We start from the raw sequence: 17,538 nt of genomic DNA on the forward strand, positions 1-17,538 counted from the left end.
GGATCTATGTTGCGCTGAAGATCAAATGTGGGAGCGAGCTTGCTCGCGATGGCTGCTAATGAGCGACTAGAATACCGGCTCTATCCCCAGAGCCGGCCTCAATGCTACTCCCTCCGAACGACTGGCTCCCCCAAGCCCCGCTGCAATCCCTGCACCTGGACTGGCTCACCGCCGCCGACCTCCAGCTCGCGATTCTGCGCCTGGACCTGATCGATCCACTGATCAGCGGCAACAAGTGGTTCAAACTCATCGAACACCTCAACGCCGCCGACCGGGCCGGTGCCGATGGCATCATCAGTCTCGGCGGTGCTCACTCCAATCATCTGCACGCCTTGGCTGCTGCGGGTAAGCGGCTGGGCTTCAAAACTGTCGGCCTGCTACGCGGTCATCCACAGGACACCCCGACCGTGCAGGATTTGCACGACTTCGGCATGCAGCTGCATTGGCTCGGTTACGCCGGATATCGCGCGCGGCATGAACTGGATTTCTGGCAACCCTGGCAGTCGCAGTACCCGACGCTGCAAGCGGTGCCGGAAGGGGGCTGCGGTTTGCGTGGCGCTCAGGGCTGCATGCAACTGAAGGATCTGGTCCGTGCGCAATTGCAGGGATTGGGCTGGAATGACTATGACGGTTGGTGGCTGGCCTGTGGGACCGGCACCACTCTCGCGGGACTGGTGCTAGCCGAGGCGGGCGCGCATTCGGTTTACGGCGCGTTGTCCGTGCCGGACGATCATGGTGTCGCGCAGCAGGTTGAAGCGATTGTGCGCGAGGGCGGGCTGTCGGACCCGGCGTATGAACTGGTCGACGCCAGTCTCGGCGGGTTTGCCAAGGTTGATCCGCTGTTGCTTGAGTTTATCGAACAGACTGAACAGGCCAGCGGTATTCCGCTTGAACCGTTGTACACCGGCAAGGCGTTGCTGGGGCTCAAGCAGCAAGTCGAAGCGGGGAGATTCCCCAAGAGTACGCGGCTGATCTTCATCCACACCGGCGGCCTGCAAGGCCGCCGCGGCTTCAACTGACAACAGAGATCCCCTGTGGGAGCGAGCAAGCCCGCTCCCACAAGGGGTTTTGTGTTGGCTTCAGGTATTGCGACGGACCCGCTTCGGCATCATCCGCAACAGCGTGTTATCCCCCACCACGTAATGGTGATAAAGCCCGGCCACCGCGTGCAGGCCGATCAGCCAATAGCCGATGGTGCCGCCGAGTTCATGCCAGCCCTGTATCCGTTTTGCCAGCACCTTGTCTTCAGAGACCAGCAACGGCAGGTCAAAACCATAAAACATCACCTGATGCCCCTTGGCGCTGGTCACCAGCCAGCCAAGCATCGGCATGGCGATCATGAACAGGTACAACGCCCAGTGCATCAACTTGGCCAAGGTGGTTTGCCAATGCGGCGAAGCCGGGAAGATCTGCGGCGCCGGGCCCAGGCTGCGGGCGAACAGACGCAGCCACACCAGCACAAACACCGTCAGGCCCAACATGAAGTGCGATTCGGTGATCAGCGTGCGACCACCACTGCCTTTGGGAAAGATCCCGCGAAATTCGATGCAGGCGTAAACCAGGATCAGCAGCACCAGCATCAGCCAATGCAATGTGATCGACACCGTGCTGTAACGTGAGTCGGAATTCTTCCAGGGCATACGGGGCTCTCCACAGGTCAATGCTCGAAGTGCCGTTCTTGTGCGGCGCTGTGCTTTAACTGTAAGCCTGTTTTGCCGGATTTGCCTTCCTGACGCTCTGGATCAGGTGAAAGAAACCGCGTAGGAGCGTGGCTTGCCCGCGAAGGCGTCCGGACAGTCAACATGGATGTCGGCTGGTCGGACGCTTTCGCGAGCAAGCCTCGCTCCTACAGGGGGGCGGTGAATCAGTGGGACTGAGGCATCTCGCCGTTGGCCAGGCGCTGGTTGATATCGGCGATCACCTCGGGCAAATCGGTGATCGTGTCGATCATGTAGTGCGGGCGCGAGCCTTCGAACATCGCGTGAATGCGCTTGCGCTCGCTGGCCAGTTCTTCACTGCCCAAGGCCTGATAACCCGCGTAATCCAGGCCCAGCGCATTGCCGGAGCAGATCAGCGCCACGGTCCACATGCCCGCGCGGCGACCTTCAAGAATGCCCGGCACGGTGTCGTCGATCTTCACGCAGGCCGCGACATCGTCGATGCCCAGGGCGATCACGTTGGCCAAGGCCTGGGCCGGCCATGGGCGACCATTCGGCACCTCGTCGGTGGCGACCACGTGGTCGGCGACGTAGCCGTTGGTGGCGGCCAGTTCCACCACCTTGTCCATCACCTGTTTCGGGTAACCGGAGCAGGAACCGATCTTGATCCCTTGCTGGCGCAAGTTGGCGATGGTTTCCAGCGCGCCGGGGATCAGCGCCGAGTGCTCCGCGATTTTCTCGATTTGCAGCGGCATGAAGCGTTTGTAGATGGCGGTGACATCATCGTCGGTCGGCGTGCGGCCGAACGCCTTGCGATAACGCTCGGCAACCTGCGGCTGATCGCACAGGGTGCGGATGTGGTCCCACTTGCCCATGCCCATCGGCCCGCGGGCTTCTTCGATGGAAACCTGGACGTCGAATTCGGCAAAGGCTTCGACAAAAATCTGAGTGGGGGCGAACGAGCCGAAATCGACCACGGTGCCGGCCCAGTCGAGGATGGCGGCCTGGAGTTTGGTTGGGTTTGCGTAGTTCATGTCTCAAATCCTGTAGTTGGGAAATGGTGATCTGTAGCAGCTGCCGAGCCTGCGAGGCTGCGTTCGGCTGCGAAGCAGTCGTGAATCCTGGCGACGCGGTCCACCTGAAACACCGAGGTGGATGGTTTTACGACTGCTGCGCAGCCGAACGCAGCCTCGCAGGCTCGGCAGCTGCTACGGGGGTTGTGGTTCAGATGTTGAGGACTTCCATTTCGCGCAACACCTCGGCAATCGCCGCCACTGCCGCGTGCATCTCGGCCTGGTTGACGTGGCCGATGCAGCCGACGCGGAAGGTTTCGACCTGGGTCAATTTGCCGGGGTAGAGGATGAAACCCTTGGCCTTGACCCGTTCGTAGAATTCCTTGAACTGATAGCGCGGGTCTTTCGGTGCGTGGAAGGTGACGATGATCGGCGCCTGGATCGCGGCGGGCAGGAAGCTGCGCAAACCCAGCTCGGCCATGTCATCCAGCAGCACCCGGCAGTTGTCGGCGTAGCGCTGATGCCGCGCCGGCAAGCCACCTTCTTCGTTGTATTGCAGCAGGGCTTCGTGCAGCGCCGCGACCACGTGGGTCGGCGGAGTGAAGCGCCATTGGCCGGTCTTGGCCATGTAGGTGTGCTGGTCGAACAAGTCCATCGCCAGCGAATGCGAGTTGCCAGCGGCATTCGCCAGCGACTCTTTGCGAGCGAAGACAAAACCCATCCCCGGCACGCCTTCCAGGCATTTGCCCGAAGCGGCGATCAGCGCATCGAACGGCACCTGTTGCGCGTCGATGGGCAGGGCGCCGAAGGAACTCATGGCATCGATGATCAGGCGTTTGCCGTGTTGCGCTATGACCTGGGCGATTTCCGGCAGCGGGTTGAGGATGCCGGTGCTGGTTTCGCAGTGAATCAGCGCGATGTGGGTGATGCTCGGGTCAGCCCGCAACAGGCGATCCACATCGGCAGCGGTGGTCGGTTCGTCTTCGGCGGTTTCGAAGGTGCTGAACGAGCGGCCGAGCACTTCGCAGATCTTCGCCAGGCGCTTGCCGTAGGCGCCGTTGATCAGCACCAGGACTTTGCCGTCGCGAGGCACCAGTGTGCCGATCGCTGCTTCGACGGCGAAAGTGCCGCTGCCTTGCAGGGGCACGCAGTGGTGGCTGTCGGCGCCGTTGATGATTGCCAGCAGTTGTTCGCAAAGGCTGGCGGTCAGTTGGTTGAAGCGGTCATCCCATGAACCCCAGTCGACCATCATCGCCTGGCGGGTGCGGGCCGAAGTCGTCAACGGGCCGGGGGTGAGCAGGATGGGTTCGGCAGTACTCATTCACGTGTCCTCGCAATCGATGGGATGAAGCTACGGGGCTTAAATTGCAATTTGCCGTCGTATCAATCAAATTGTTTGTTGTTATGCCAGCCATCAGTGAGGGTTATTCATGAACCTGTTCCAGCTCCGTGCCTTCGACGCGGTGGCCCGTGAGGGCAGCTTCACCCGGGCCGCCGCTCGGTTGTTCATCAGCCAACCGGCGGTCACCGGGCACATCAAGGCGCTGGAGGAGCACTATCAGATCACCCTGTTGCGCCGCACCGCGCGGCGGGTGGAACTGACGGAAGAGGGCACCAAACTGGCCGCGATCACTCGGGCGATGTTTGGCCTGGCCGAAGAGGCGCAGGTGATGCTGGAGGCCAATCGACAACTGCTGACCGGGCGCCTGGAAGTGGCGGCGGACGGGCCGCACATGGTCATGCCGATGCTCGCCAGTTTGCGCGCGCGTTATCCGGGGATCACCGTGAACCTGCGTTTGGGCAATGCTCAGGAAACCTTGGCAGCGTTGCTTTCCGAGCACGCGGACGTCGCGGTGCTGACCGAGGTCGAGCCACGCAAAGGCCTGCATCTGCAAGCGCTGAGCGAATCACGGATTTGCGCACTGGTGCCGGCCGGGCATCCGTGGGCGCAGCGGTCGAAGGATGTGCGGATCAAGGAACTGGATCAGGTGATCATGGTGTTGCGTGAGCCGAGTTCGATTACCCGACGCACGTTTGATGAGGCGTGCAGCCAGGCGAAAGTCAGTCCACGGGTGTTGCTGGAACTGGACAGTCGTGAGGCGGTGACTGAAGCCGTAGCCGCAGAACTGGGGGTTGGCGTGGTGTCGTCGGTGGAAGTCAGCCATGACCCGCGGGTGGTGGCGGTGCCGATTATTGGCGATGGGTTGGTAAATCGGCACATGATCGGGTGCATGGAACGGCGGCGGGAATTGCGCTTGATACAGGCGTTTTTCGATTTGGCGCCGGACAGGTAGACCGAGGTGCGGCCTTCGCGAGCAAGCCCGCTCCCACAGGGATTTATGCCAGACACACATTTGGTGTACGACACAAAACCTGTGGGAGCGAGGCTTGCCCGCGAAGGGGCCAGACCTGCCTACACCAGACTCTCACGCACCATCTCCAGAAACGTCGCCACCACTCGCCGCGAACTCTGCTCGCGCAAGCACACCAGCGTCTCCGTCAGGCGCCGCTTGCAGTCGGTAATCGGCAGCGCGCAAACCCTGGAATCCGCACCAAACTCCGCCGCCGAAACCACGCCAACCCCAATCCCCACCACCACGGCTTCACGCGCCGCTTCCCGACCCTCAACCTGAATCGCCGGCCGAATCCGAAACCCGGCGCCGGCCATTTCTTCTTCCAGGGTCTGACGCGTCACCGAACCAATCTCCCGCAGCACCAACGGCGTGTCATCCAGGTCCGCCAGGCAGATGGATTCGCGATCCGCCCACGGATGACTCCGCGAAACGAACGCCACCATCGGGTCATTGCGCAGCGGCAACGAGATCAAGCGCTCGTCGCTGACCTCCCGCCCGAGCAACGCCAGATCAGCCTGATAGTTGAACAGCCGAAACAGCGATTCATCGGTGTTGCCGGTTTCGATCTTCACGCTGATCCCGGGGTAGCGCTCACAAAACCGCGCGATCTGCGGCAGCACGTGCACCGGCGCATCGACGGCGAGGATCAGGCTGCCGGTTTGCAGCGCCCGGGAGTCCTGCAACAACTCCTGAGCTTCGGCCTCGATAACGAACAAACGCTGGGTAATGCTTAACAAGCGTTCGCCCAAATCCGTCAGGCGCACCGAGCGTTTGTTGCGGTGAAACAGCAACACACCGAAGCGTTCTTCGAGTTTGCGCACCTGGTCGGAAATCGCCGGTTGCGTGAGGAATAACCGCTCGGCGGCTTTGGTAAAGCTTCCGTGAACGGCCACGGCGTGGAAGGCTTTGAGCTGGGCGTGGGACACCGACATCGAAACCTCCAGTAACAAGCTGAACTTATATTGGAAATACGATAAATCGATTTCACTTATTAATCAGTAATTGTTTTTATCGGCCTCAGCCCCGGTGACTGGTCAGTCGAACGGCATCGGGTGCCATGAGCCTGCGCGTGCAACGGCAGGACTCATCTGACCGGTATCGCCTCAGGGAAGCAGCGGTATCGCAGTGCTCAACAATAAAAAAACAGGCGTTATTTCTCAATTTCTGCCGGCACACTCACACCCTGAGGTCAGAACCACCATGAACAAGCACATCGGCACCATCAAGCGTTGGCGCGTGCAGATCTTCGCCATCACCTGGCTCGCTTACGCCGCTTTCTACTTCACCCGCAAAGCTTTTTCAGTGGCCAAACTGGGGATCGCCGAAGACCCCACCTTCATGCTCGACAAAATGGCCATGGCCAACCTCGACGCGATCTACCTGGCGGCCTACGCCATCGGCCAATTCACCTGGGGCATCCTCGCCGACCGCTTTGGCCCAAGGGTTGTGGTGCTTGGCGGTTTGCTGATTTCTGCAGCGGCAGCCTTGGTGATGGGCAGTTTCGCCACGTTGCCGATCTTCGCCACTTGCATGCTGATTCAAGGTTTGGCGCAGTCCACCGGATGGTCGGGGCTGTGCAAAAACATCGGCAGTTTCTTTCCCGCCGAACAGCGCGGGCGGGTACTTGGATTGTGGAGTTCCTGCTATGCGTTTGGCGGGCTGGTCGCGTCGCCGTTCGCCGGTTGGTGGGCGTATACGCTGATCGGTACATGGCACGCAGCATTCATTTCCAGTGCGGCGGTGGTTGGGCTGGTCGCCGTGCTGTTTTTTATTTTCCAGCGCAACAAACCGGAAGACGTCGGCTTGCCCGCCGTGGAGCCGGAACCGGAGTTGAGCGCCGAAGAAACCTACGCGCAAAGCAAGATCAGCGTGTTGGAACCGCTGAAGGAAATCCTGCGCAACCGCACGGTGCTGGTTCTCGGGCTCTCGTACTTCCTGTTGAAACCGGCGCGCTACGCCATTCTGCTGTGGGGGCCGGTGATCGTCTTCGAGCAAATGCCCTCCGTGGGCAAGGTCGGCGCGGCGATTATTCCGACTTCGTTTGAACTGGCCGGGCTGCTCGGGCCGATCCTGCTCGGGCTGGCCTCGGACAAACTGTTCGGCGCCCGGCGCATGCCGGCCTGCGTGATCAGCCTGTTGGCGCTGACGGTTTCCCTGGCGCTGTTCATGGGCGCCTTGCACACCGGCAGCGTGATGCTGGTGGTGGCGTTGTTGTTCGTGATGGGCCTGACCTTGTACGGCCCGGACTCGATGATCAGCGGCGCGGCGGCGATTGATTTCGGCACCGCCAAGGCCGGCGCCACGGCGGCGGGTTTTGTGAACGGTTGCGGCTCGGTCGGGGCGATTCTCGGCGGCTTGCTGCCGGGCTACTTCGACTCGGTCACCGTGTTCATCATCTTCGCCGGTTGCGCGATGTTCTCGGCCTTCGTGCTGATCCCGCACTGGAACAGCCGCCCGGCTGGCCTGAGTCTCGATTGCGCCTTCGTGCCCAACCAACCGATGACCATCAAACCCCTGCGTACCTGAGGAAACCCCCATGAGACCTTTCTGGCTGGACCAAGCGCTGGCGGCCGAGTCCTGCGCGCCGTGCGAGCCACTGGCGGGCGACACCCGCGCCGACGTGTGCATTGTCGGCGGCGGCTACACCGGACTGTGGACCGCGATCATGCTCAAGGAGCAAAACCCCGAACTCGATGTGTTGCTGATCGAGGCCGACATCTGCGGTGCCGGCGCCAGTGGGCGCAACGGTGGATGTGCGCTGTCGTGGTCGGCCAAGTATTTCACGCTGGAGCGTTTGTTCGGCGTCGAGGAAGCAGTGCGGCTAGTCAAGGAGTCGGAACGCAGCATCTACGCGATCGGCACCTTCTGCGAACAGTATGGAGTGGATGCCGATTACCGCCTCGACGGCACGCTCTACACCGCGACCAACCGCGCGCAATGCGGCTCAACCGACGCGGTGATCGCGGCGCTGGAGCGCAACGGCATCAACTCGTTCACGCAACGGCCGGTGGCGGATGTGCAGCGCATGGCCGGTTCCAGCAAACACCTGGAAGGCTGGTTCTCTCCGGCGGCGGCCAGTGTACAACCGGGCAAACTGGTGCGTGGCTTGCGCCGGGTGGCGTTGCAACTCGGTGTGCGGATTCATGAGAACACCGCCATGACAGGACTGGAGGAGGGCAAACCAGCCGGGATTCAAACCCCGAACGGCACGGTCCGCGCGGATCGGGTGGTGCTGGCGATGAACGCCTGGATGGCCCGGGCGTTTCCGCAGTTCGAGCGCAGCGTGGCGATTGTTTCCAGTGACATGCTGATCACCGAGCCGCGCCCGGAACTGCTGAATCAAATCGGTTTGACCAGCGGCGTCACGGTGCTCGATTCGCGGATTTTCGTGCACTACTACCACAACACCCCGGACGGCCGGATCATGCTCGGCAAGGGCGGCAACACCTTTGCCTACGGCGGGCGGATGCTGCCGGTGTTCGATCAACCGTCACCGTATGCCGGGTTGTTGCGCAACAGCCTGACGGACTTCTTTCCGGCGTTTGCCGAGGTCAAGGTCGAGGCCACCTGGAACGGACCTTCGGATCGCTCGGTCACCGGGTTGCCGTTCTTCGGCCAGATGAGCACCAGCGGTAATGTGTTTTATGGCTTCGGCTACTCCGGCAGCGGGGTCGGGCCGTGTCATATGGGCGGGCAGATTCTCGCCTCGATGGTGCAAGGCCTCGACAACCCGTGGACCCGTTCGCCGCTGGTCAACGGGCCGCTGGGTTACTTCCCGCCGGAGCCGATTCGTTATCTCGGTTCGTTGATGGTGCGCAACGCGATTCGCCGCAAGGAACGCGCCGAGGACCATGGGCGCCGGCCACGGCATCTGGACGTGCGCCTGGCGAAATTCGCGGCGGCGGCGGGGAAGGCTGATAAAGGATGAGTCGACACAAAACCTGTGGCGAGGGAGCTTGCTCCCGCTTGAGTGCGCAGCACTCACAAAATCTGCATTGGATGCGAAGGTTTTGGGGCCGCTTCGCAGCCCAGCGGGAGCAAGCTCCCTCGCCACAGTGGTTTGGTGTTTGATCAATCGGGTCAGGGCGTATCAGGGCGATTGACCAGCCAATCAAACAACAGGCGTGTATCGCCGCGTGGTGTTGGCGAATGCGCCGGTGGTGAGTTTTGAATGTTTGAAACAGCACAAATAACCGGACGATCCGGGTCGCTGTCGAGAAAACTGATGAACACCTCACTGCCGGCCGTGGGCAACCCGGACGCGGCCACGGCCACGGGCAGCCAGATACCGTCAGCGTCGTGCGCATCTGAGCCCGGCCACAGGCTGACCTGGATCCGGCCCAGTTTATCGAGCATCGCCGCCTGCCCCGGCTCGCCCAGCACCCGCGCGAGTTGATAGCCGGGGATGCTCGGCCTGGGTTGCTTGAGCGCGGGTCGGAATACGGTTGACCAGGGAATCGCGCTGAACCGGTTGCCATAGCTAAACGATTCAAACGGCTCATCCGCAAGGATCGAGGGTTGCTGTCCCTGATGCTGTATTTCGGTAAGCAGCCATTGATCGTTGAAACTCGACACCGGGTGGTGCTCCACCTGCACGATCCGTCCGCTGAGCAAACCGGGTTGGTCGCTTTGGCCGTGGACCTGCCGATGCTGGCAACGCAGCCGCTCCAGGGATCGACGACTGCGTTGATCGCGGTGCAATGGCCCGGTCGCGAGTCGGGTGTTGCTTGCCGGTTTGTCGGTCAGCGGATGATTCGCTGCGCCAAAACTGGCAGCGGCTGAGCTTCTGTCCTGGGCCTGAGTTTGCGGGAGGATCTGCGGAGAATCATGGCGCTGGAACAGTTCGTGGATCGCCGCAAACGCCGGTTCGTCGAGGGGATTGTCATGGAAGGGCGTCAGCACCGGCTCCTGCGGGAAGCTCAAACTGTCATCGGCCAGCACCAGCACATGCCCGTCGCGGCGATGTTCGAAGTGATAGTGGATGCCTTCTTCTTCGCAGAGCCGATGCAACAGGGCCAGGTCGCTTTCTTCGTACTGAATGCAAAAGGGCCGGACCGGATAGTGCCCGGTGGCCAGTTCAAAACGGTAGCTGTGTTCGGGCAGGGCGTGTTCCTCAAATAATTGCCGCAGGATCGCCGGCACGCTGAGGCGATGAAACACCCGGCGGGCAGATTGTTGTTCGAGGTTTTGCAGATGCGGCACCAGTTCCAGTCGGTAGCCGATCCGGTGCAGACCGCGATGCTCGCGACTGGCGCTGTGGAGAATGCCGTGAAAGCCCTGGTCGTCGCCCAGGCTCAGAAAGGCGGGTTGTTGCAGCAGCCGCTCGAGGTTCATGGCCGGCGCCAGGCCGATGACTTTGATCTCGAATCGATAGGGCTGGTTAAGGCCCTCACGGCCACTGAACTGCAGCACCTGCAAACTCAAATCAGCTTCGACCAGGGTCAGGGTAAAGGGACTTTCCTTGTCGTTGTGCATCGAGTGCGCTTCTGCCGTTAAATACGAGGCGCTGAGGGTACGGAACCACAGCCCTGAATAGTCAGCGCAAACACACTTTTCAGAATCGCCCTACGAGCTCTGTTGAAGAAGTCGACGTCACGTCGGTAAACAGGATGGATTTTTTGGTCGATTGCCAACTTTAGGCCGTATAAACTTGGCGCCATGCGTCGGCCAATAGATGTCTCGGCGCCACAGATCAAGAGAGTGAGTAATGGGCGCACAGTGGAAGGTTAAACACAAAGAAGCGGCATCCAACGCCAAGGGCAAGATCTTCGGCAAACTGGTGAAAGAAATCACCATTGCTGCGCGTAACGGCGCCGATACCGCCACTAACGCACACCTGCGTCTGGTGGTCGAGCAAGCCAAGAAAGCCTCGATGCCCAAGGAAACCCTGGATCGCGCGATCAAGAAAGGCGCGGGCCTGTTGGGCGAAACCGTGCAATACCATCGCGTGACCTACGAAGGCTTCGCCCCGCACCAGGTGCCGCTGATCGTTGAATGCGTGACCGACAACATCAACCGCACCGTGGCGGAAATTCGCGTGGCCTTCCGCAAGGGCCAATTGGGCGCTTCCGGTTCGGTGGCCTGGGACTTCAACCACGTCGGCATGATCGAGGCGTCCGCGGACAGCCCTGACGCCGACCCGGAAATGGCCGCCATCGAAGCCGGCGCCCAGGATTTCGAGCCAGGGGAAGAAGAGGGCACGACCCTGTTCCTGACCGAACCAACGGACCTCGACGCGGTACAGAAAGCTTTGCCAGAGCAAGGTTTTACCGTGTTGTCGGCTAAATTGGGCTACCAGCCGAAGAACCCGGTCAGCGGGTTGAGCGATGAGCAAATGGCTGAAGTCGAAGCGTTCCTGGAAGGCCTCGATAACCATGATGACGTGCAGGACATGTTTGTCGGGTTGGCGGGTTAAGCATTTGCAACTTTGACGGCTTTGTTGTTTGACAGGCCGTCTTCGCGAGCAAGCCCGCTCCCACAGGGGATTTGTGTCGTACACAATATGTGTGACCAATACAAATCCCCTGTGGGAGCGGGCTTGCTCGCGAATGACCGCGCAGCGGTCACCGGTTATTCAGTTCCCGCACAATTTCGCTGAAACCGGGCCGCGCCAGCACATCAGCCTGACAGCAACGCCGCTGCAGATCCTCCAGCGCCACCCGATCCGCATCGCTCAACCCCGATTCAATCCGCTCCAGCAATTCCCCCAACAACACCCCGAACGCCCTGACTTCAATGCGTTGCAACGCACGGGTTTCAACCGTATCCGTCGTGGCATGAAACGACGCCCCGCCAAAGTCGCCCAGCAAACAATCCCCGTGCTCGTTCCACAAAATATTGTGGGCGTAGAGGTCGCCATGGGTGATGCCTTGCTGGTGCAAATGCTCGGCCGCTGACGCAATGCCACGGGCCATGCGCAGAGCCACGGCGGCGGTGAAACGGGTGTCCTCGGCGTAGACGTCACGGCTGCAGGAATCCAGGCTCGGCAGCCCGGCGAGGTTGCGATAGCTCGGGTCGATCAGTTGCATCACGAGTCCGGCCTGGGCTTGCGGATGTTCGACGATGCGCCCTTCGACGCGGATCAGATTGGGATGCAGCCCGGCAGTGATGCACGCGTTCATTTCATGCAGTGGTGAACCATCGCTGGTCATCTCGCCTTTATAGAGCTTCACCGCGACTTGGGTGGCCGGCTGCTGCGTACGTTCCCAAGTGGCGCGATGGATCACGCCGGAAGCGCCTTCGCCAAGTTTTTGTTCCAGATGCAGCGCTGACCACGGGATGCTCGGTGTGGCATCGAGGGCGGTGGCATCGGCTTCGGTTTCCAGCGGGTTACCGGCGTAGGCCAGCCAGGTCAGCGCCGGCAGAGCCAGCAGCCACTCGGGCAGTTCGGTAAAACGGTTGGCCGAGAGACGCAGCAGCTCCAGCCGATGGAGCTGCTTCAGGCTCTCGGGCAAGTGCTGCAACTGATTGCCGGACAGCATCAATTTTTGCATCAGCGGTCGCTCACCCAACTCGGTCGGCAGTTCGCTGATGCAGTTGTCGGTCAGGATCAGCCAGCGCAATAGCGGCGGCAGGGCGGCGCCTGGCACCCGTTCGATGCGGTTGGCGCGAAAGCCGATCATGCTCAACGCCGCGCATTGGCCCAGGCAGGCGGGTAGCTCGGTGAACTGATTGTCCGAGCAGAACACAATGCGCAAACGGGTCAGGCGGTGCAGATCGTCCGGCAGGCTGCTCAGGGCATTGCCGCTGAGGTTGAGAATCTCCAGCGAATCCGCCAGGTCGAAGATTTCACGGGGAAACTCCGTGAGGCCGCAGGCCAGGTCCAGCCGAGTGATGCCTGCCAGCTCGCCGGCCCGCAGTTGTGCAAGGGTATTCATGAACGGGTTCGCTATTGATCGGGGAGAAGGACGCGGGGTCCTGAGAATGGGCTGCATGATAGCGGGAAGTTGTGGTGTCGGTCAGGCCGCCTTCGCGAGCAAGCCCGCTCCCACAGGGGGAACGCAATCCAAATGTGGGAGCGGGCTTGCTCGCGAAGAGGCCGGCAGCCGCCCCGAAAGACTATCGGTCAAACCGATTCCCGAACTTCCACCAACTGCCCCAGCCGACTCCGCGTCCGCGCCAGATCAATGGCATCCCCGCCCAGGGTTTCGCGCAACGAATTCTGCCCCAGCAACACCAGATGCTTGTCCTGATCGTACAAAACGTCGATCAGGTTGATAAATCGCTGCTGCGCCGCAATCGAACAACCGGCCAGGCTCGGCAATTCATCAATAATCCAGTGATCGAAGCGCCGGCACAGTTCCAGGTAATCCATCACCGCCGTGGGGTGATCGCACAAGTCGCTGAAGGTAAAACCGACGGTGCGTCCTTCGCAGAAGCGCGCTGGCAGATGCCGGGTGCCGACGGGCAATGCGATGGGGGCAGCGCGTTCAGGCAGGTTCAACGCCTGACGTTGAAGGCTGGTCGCTGGCCAGACGTATTGGCCTTGGGTAAACATCTGATGGTTATGGCTTCGCGCCTGGCTTCTATAGTCATGCGGGCCGCCGACTTCCATGACTTGCATGCGCGTGTTGATCAGGTCGATCACCGGTTTGAAACGCGCGTGGTAGAGCGGGTTGGGCAGCAAGCCTTCCGGTGGGTAATTGGAGGTGACCAGCAGCAGGATGCCCCGGCGGAACAGGGCTTTGAACAGACGTGTGATCAACATCGCATCGCCGATGTCGTGGACGTGAAACTCGTCGAAGCACAACACCCGGCAATCCTGCAGCAGCTCATCCAGCGTCGTCGCCAGCGCATCAGGCTGCTCGCGATACTTGAACATGCCCTGATGCAACAGCAAAAAAAATTCATGAAAGTGCAGGCGCTGTTTTTGCGCGAGGGGGATGGCCTGGAAAAAACCGTCCAGCAGCCAACTCTTGCCGCGCCCGACAGCCCCGTGCAGGTACAGGCCGGGCAGGGTTTTCGCCGACGTTCCCAACAGCGTCGTCGCATGCTGGGCCATGCAGTCGATCACCCGCTGCTGGCTGTGGCTTAGGGTGTAGCCCTGAGCGAGCGCCTTGTGCTGGAAGTAATCGTGGATGACGCGATGGCTGGCCGGGAGCGCAACAGCCTTGCCGAACAACCGGCGCAATGCGGGCCAGCGCGGTGTGAGTCGCGAACGGATTGGCGGTCGAATGGCCACGATATTGTCACCCCCGGGTTCTTCAGGTCGGCTCACCGAGCTGCGGCGGCGTAGTGTAACCAGATGGGGAATCGCCCTACCACTTGTGTTGGCATGCAGGTGGCGCAGTGAGACAGGATTCTGCGGTGTGTACAGCTTATTTGCCGGTGGTGTTTCGGCGTTTTTCTAACAAATCGATACAAATACCCTGTTTTTTGATGGATCCAATCCGCCCGGCAAACTGGCGAAATCCCGTTGCGTTGCTACCCTGATTTTCAGGAGTCACTCCTCACAAGGAACGGGGCCGTGAACGGACGTTGGTTTTTGGCAATCCTGGGCATGATGCTCGTCACGCAGGCATGGGCCGCAGAACTTCAGGTGCAAGTGCGCGTCGATGTGCAGCGTGGCTGCCAATTGGTCGGGCAACAACGCAGTGCCGGCGTCGAGCAACTGGGCGTGCTGGATTTTGGCAGCACCGCGCGGCTGGATGATCCCGGCGGCCCGTTGAGTGCAGCGCTGATGAGCGAACGCCTGCCGCGCCTGGAATGCAATCCCGACACCCCTTATCAATTACGCGTCGATGGCGGCCAGCACGGTGGCGTCGGCGATGTGCGCTACATGGCGGGTTCCGCCGAACACAGCAAACCCATTCCTTATCGGCTCTATCAGGACCCCGCGCGGTTGATCCCGCTGGCGGTGAACGTCCCGATCAGCGGCCGCGTGCCGGACAGCGGTTCCGTGGATTTACCCTTGTATGCCCGTATCGAACGACTGGCGGAGATTCCCCGTGTCAGCCGTTATTCAGACCTGGTGAAAGTAACGGTCACCTGGTAGCAGCAACTGTGTAACTGCCCCCGACGGATTCGGGTGGCGCAGGGAAGGGGACGCTCCTCGTTGAGCGTCCGGGTTTCGGAGTCCTGAGGGAATTGGGATTGGCACGATGACAAGCAGACACTGGATGGTTATCACCGTGGGCGCACTGCTATTGCTCGCCGAAGACGCCCAAGCGGCGGTCAGCGGGCAGATCAATGCGCGGCTGACCCTCATCGCCGGGTGTGAAGTGACCAATGGCGTCAGCCCGGTCAGTGATGTCGGCAGCCTGGATTTCGGCCAGCAGGGCCCGACCTGGACCAACCCGATCAAAGCCAGCCTCAACGACAACACGGCGGGCAAACTCAACGTCGCCTGCAACCCCTCGGTCACCGGGTTCACCGTCACCATTGACGGCGGCGCCCATGGCGACGGCACCACTCGGCGCCTGAGCAACGGCAGCCAGACCCTCTCCTATCACTTGTTCCTCGATGCCTCCGGCAGCCAGAGCTACAGCATCGGCCAACAACACAATTTCGCTGTCACCAGCACCGGCCAGATACCGATCCCGGTGTTTGGCGCGGTGGTGGCGAATACCCGCGCGGTACCGGCCGGTGTCTATACCGACACCCTCACGGTGACGCTCGATTGGTAAACCCGTAGAGGACGGACACCATGCACATGCTCGTATCAAGGATAGGTTTGTCATTGCTCGGCCTGACGCTGGCATCCAGCGCCGTTGCGGCCACCACGGTCACCGGCCAGATCACCTCCAGCCTGACCCTGATCAGCAGCTGTCAGGTCAACGGAGCCGGCGGGTCCAGCGGCCTGAACTTCGGTGCCTTGAACTTCGGCACGGCCAACAGCCTGTTCACCGAGGCCGACGCCCAAGTGTTGGGTGGCGGAGGCGGGGCGCTGTCGATTCTGTGTTCCAGCGGCACCACGCCAGCGGTGAAAGTCCGGGCCGGCAGCCATGACGGACAGTCTCCCGGAGGTGCCCGTGCCCTGGCCGATGGCAGCGGCAACTTCGTGCCTTACGACTTGTACACCGACGCCGGTCATTCGCAGATCCTGGCCATCGACGGGGTGATCAACCTCGCTGCCAGTACCGGTGTGGCGCAGACCGTGAATATCTACGGCAAGGCCGTGGGCAAAGCCGGATTGCCGGCCGGGACCTACACCGACACCGTCGCCGTCGAACTGACGTTCTAAGGTCATGCCCCGCCATGGATGGGCGGCGCTGGTCCTGCTCTGTGCGAGCAGCGTGCCGTTGCCGCTGGCAGCGGTGACCAGCCAGAGCTTCCAGGTCAGCGCCACGGTGACGGCCGGCTGCCTGGTGGTGGGCGGGGTGTCGAACTACGGCGGCCTGAATTTCGGCAGTCGCTCGGCCCTGTCCACCAATACGGTGCAGGTGGCGTTGACCGGTGGCGTGCAGTTGCAATGCACGCCGGGGGTGACGCTGAACATGAGCGTCGATGGCGGCCAGTACAACAGCAGCGGCCGGCACATGCAGCGCAGCACCGGCGGTAACCGGGTGGCGTATGCGCTGTTTCGCGATGCTGCGTTCAGCCAGAGCCTCGGTATCGGCCAGAGCGTGGCGGTGGCCTACACCGATGCGAACAACATCAGCCTGCCGATTTACGGTCAGGTGCAGTTACCAGGCAATCAGCCTGGGGGGACGTACAGCGATGTGCTGCAGGTGCAGTTGTCGTGGTAATGCGCGGTTTTGAAAAGGAGCGGGCAAATGGGGTCGCAGGTCTTGCGCAGCATGGGGTTGGCGCTTGTGTTTCTCGGGGTGGCCAAAGTACAGGCCGCCAGTTCGGTGCTGATCTGGCCGATCGATCCGGTGCTGGAGGCCGATCAACAGGCCAGTGCCTTGTGGCTGGAAAACCGTGGCAGCGAGACGGCCAATTTGCAGGTGCGGGTGTTCGCGTGGAGCCAGAGTGGTTTCGGCGACCAGTACCAGAACCAGCGCGACGTGATCGGCAGTCCGCCGGTGGCGAAGATCGAACCGGGCCAGAAACAACTGGTGCGCCTGACCCGCACCCGGGAGATCCCGCCGGGGCAGGAACTGGCCTACCGCATCATCATCGATGAAATTCCCTCTGCAACACCGCCCGCGGCTGAAGACGGCAAGACCGCGGCGGCGATCCGTTTTCAGATGCGTTATTCAGTGCCGCTATTTGCCTACGGGGCCGGGCTGTGGAGCAAGGAAGACGCGACCCGCAAACGCGATCCCAAAGGCGTGGGCGTACCGGACCTGAGTTGGCGCAGCGTGGCGGTGGACGGTCGCTCGTACGTGGAAGTGCGCAACCAGGGCGCGGTGCATGCGCGGTTGACCGATGTTGCATTGAAGCAGGGCGGGCAGAGCAAACCGTTGGTGGAAGGGTTGCTCGGTTATGTGCTGCCGGGGGCGGTCATGCGCTGGCCAGCGCCGGGGGCGATTGCCGGGGAATCGGCGTTGCAGGTGCGGGTCAACGGCGCGGCGCAACTGCAAAGCGTTTCTCCAGCACGCTGACCCGTAGCAGCTGTCGAGCAACGCG

The 17,538-nt window shown here is 61.5% G+C and carries 17 protein-coding genes; 10 read left to right on the forward strand and 7 right to left on the reverse strand.

Features of this window, described 5'->3' with window-relative positions:
- Window positions 1-101 precede the first annotated feature (101 nt).
- A complete protein-coding gene (locus tag NK667_RS06175; protein WP_054617255.1) occupies window positions 102-1,019 on the forward strand; it encodes a 1-aminocyclopropane-1-carboxylate deaminase/D-cysteine desulfhydrase in 918 nt (305 codons plus the stop codon).
- 60 nt (window positions 1,020-1,079) lie between these two features.
- On the opposite strand, the gene NK667_RS06180 is transcribed toward NK667_RS06175, so the two are convergent.
- The 3 genes from NK667_RS06180 to NK667_RS06190 all read right to left on the reverse strand — a co-directional run bounded on the left by NK667_RS06180 (window position 1,080) and on the right by NK667_RS06190 (window position 3,992).
- Entirely contained in the window at window positions 1,080-1,640 is a 561-nt protein-coding gene (locus tag NK667_RS06180) for a cytochrome b (protein ID WP_054617254.1), read from the reverse strand.
- A gap of 224 nt (window positions 1,641-1,864) precedes the next feature.
- A complete protein-coding gene (gene phnX, locus NK667_RS06185) occupies window positions 1,865-2,692 on the reverse strand; it encodes a phosphonoacetaldehyde hydrolase (protein WP_054617253.1) in 828 nt (275 codons plus the stop codon).
- 190 nt (window positions 2,693-2,882) lie between these two features.
- Entirely contained in the window at window positions 2,883-3,992 is a 1,110-nt protein-coding gene (locus NK667_RS06190; RefSeq protein ID WP_054617252.1) for a 2-aminoethylphosphonate--pyruvate transaminase, read from the reverse strand.
- Between the two features lie 109 nt (window positions 3,993-4,101).
- Here NK667_RS06190 and NK667_RS06195 point away from each other — a divergent pair, with 109 nt between their 5' ends.
- Window positions 4,102-4,965: a LysR substrate-binding domain-containing protein gene (locus tag NK667_RS06195; protein ID WP_054617251.1), complete on the forward strand. Its 864-nt coding sequence runs from the start codon at window positions 4,102-4,104 to the stop codon at window positions 4,963-4,965.
- A gap of 119 nt (window positions 4,966-5,084) precedes the next feature.
- On the opposite strand, the gene NK667_RS06200 is transcribed toward NK667_RS06195, so the two are convergent.
- On the reverse strand, window positions 5,085-5,957 hold the full coding sequence (locus tag NK667_RS06200) for a LysR family transcriptional regulator (protein ID WP_054053822.1): 873 nt from the start codon (window positions 5,955-5,957) through the stop codon (window positions 5,085-5,087).
- 268 nt (window positions 5,958-6,225) lie between these two features.
- On the opposite strand from NK667_RS06200, the gene NK667_RS06205 reads away from it, so the two are divergent.
- Together NK667_RS06205 and NK667_RS06210 are read left to right on the forward strand one after the other, a co-directional pair.
- Window positions 6,226-7,551, forward strand: coding sequence for an MFS transporter (locus NK667_RS06205; protein WP_054617250.1), 1,326 nt, complete (start codon window positions 6,226-6,228; stop codon window positions 7,549-7,551).
- A gap of 10 nt (window positions 7,552-7,561) precedes the next feature.
- Window positions 7,562-8,953: an FAD-dependent oxidoreductase gene (locus NK667_RS06210; protein ID WP_054617249.1), complete on the forward strand. Its 1,392-nt coding sequence runs from the start codon at window positions 7,562-7,564 to the stop codon at window positions 8,951-8,953.
- A 152-nt stretch (window positions 8,954-9,105) separates the two neighbouring features.
- On the opposite strand, the gene NK667_RS06215 is transcribed toward NK667_RS06210, so the two are convergent.
- A complete protein-coding gene (locus NK667_RS06215; RefSeq protein WP_054617248.1) occupies window positions 9,106-10,500 on the reverse strand; it encodes a type VI secretion system Vgr family protein in 1,395 nt (464 codons plus the stop codon).
- Between the two features lie 232 nt (window positions 10,501-10,732).
- Between NK667_RS06215 and NK667_RS06220 the strand changes: the two genes are divergently transcribed.
- A complete protein-coding gene (locus NK667_RS06220; protein WP_054053813.1) occupies window positions 10,733-11,440 on the forward strand; it encodes a YebC/PmpR family DNA-binding transcriptional regulator in 708 nt (235 codons plus the stop codon).
- A gap of 148 nt (window positions 11,441-11,588) precedes the next feature.
- On the opposite strand, the gene NK667_RS06225 is transcribed toward NK667_RS06220, so the two are convergent.
- Both NK667_RS06225 and zapE read right to left on the reverse strand, forming a co-directional pair.
- A complete protein-coding gene (locus NK667_RS06225; RefSeq protein WP_054617247.1) occupies window positions 11,589-12,902 on the reverse strand; it encodes a leucine-rich repeat-containing protein kinase family protein in 1,314 nt (437 codons plus the stop codon).
- A 188-nt stretch (window positions 12,903-13,090) separates the two neighbouring features.
- The gene (gene zapE, locus NK667_RS06230; protein WP_054617246.1) at window positions 13,091-14,206 is read right to left on the reverse strand and encodes a cell division protein ZapE; all 1,116 of its coding nucleotides are present in this window, start codon (window positions 14,204-14,206) and stop codon (window positions 13,091-13,093) included.
- A 318-nt stretch (window positions 14,207-14,524) separates the two neighbouring features.
- On the opposite strand from zapE, the gene NK667_RS06235 reads away from it, so the two are divergent.
- The 5 genes from NK667_RS06235 (at window position 14,525) to NK667_RS06255 (ending at window position 17,513) form a co-directional block, all read left to right on the forward strand.
- Window positions 14,525-15,019: a Csu type fimbrial protein gene (locus tag NK667_RS06235; RefSeq protein WP_283777303.1), complete on the forward strand. Its 495-nt coding sequence runs from the start codon at window positions 14,525-14,527 to the stop codon at window positions 15,017-15,019.
- A gap of 106 nt (window positions 15,020-15,125) precedes the next feature.
- On the forward strand, window positions 15,126-15,650 hold the full coding sequence (locus NK667_RS06240; protein ID WP_054617244.1) for a Csu type fimbrial protein: 525 nt from the start codon (window positions 15,126-15,128) through the stop codon (window positions 15,648-15,650).
- Window positions 15,651-15,670: 20 nt separating this feature from the next.
- Complete coding sequence (locus NK667_RS06245; protein ID WP_054617243.1) at window positions 15,671-16,207, forward strand: Csu type fimbrial protein; 537 nt, start codon at window positions 15,671-15,673, stop codon at window positions 16,205-16,207.
- A gap of 4 nt (window positions 16,208-16,211) precedes the next feature.
- Window positions 16,212-16,712, forward strand: coding sequence for a Csu type fimbrial protein (locus tag NK667_RS06250; protein WP_054617242.1), 501 nt, complete (start codon window positions 16,212-16,214; stop codon window positions 16,710-16,712).
- A 51-nt stretch (window positions 16,713-16,763) separates the two neighbouring features.
- Entirely contained in the window at window positions 16,764-17,513 is a 750-nt protein-coding gene (locus NK667_RS06255) for a fimbrial biogenesis chaperone (protein ID WP_236708666.1), read from the forward strand.
- The last annotated feature ends 25 nt before the right edge of the window (window positions 17,514-17,538 follow it).

Source organism: Pseudomonas nunensis, from assembly GCF_024296925.1.
GTDB classification, from domain to species: Bacteria; Pseudomonadota; Gammaproteobacteria; order Pseudomonadales; family Pseudomonadaceae; genus Aquipseudomonas; species Aquipseudomonas nunensis.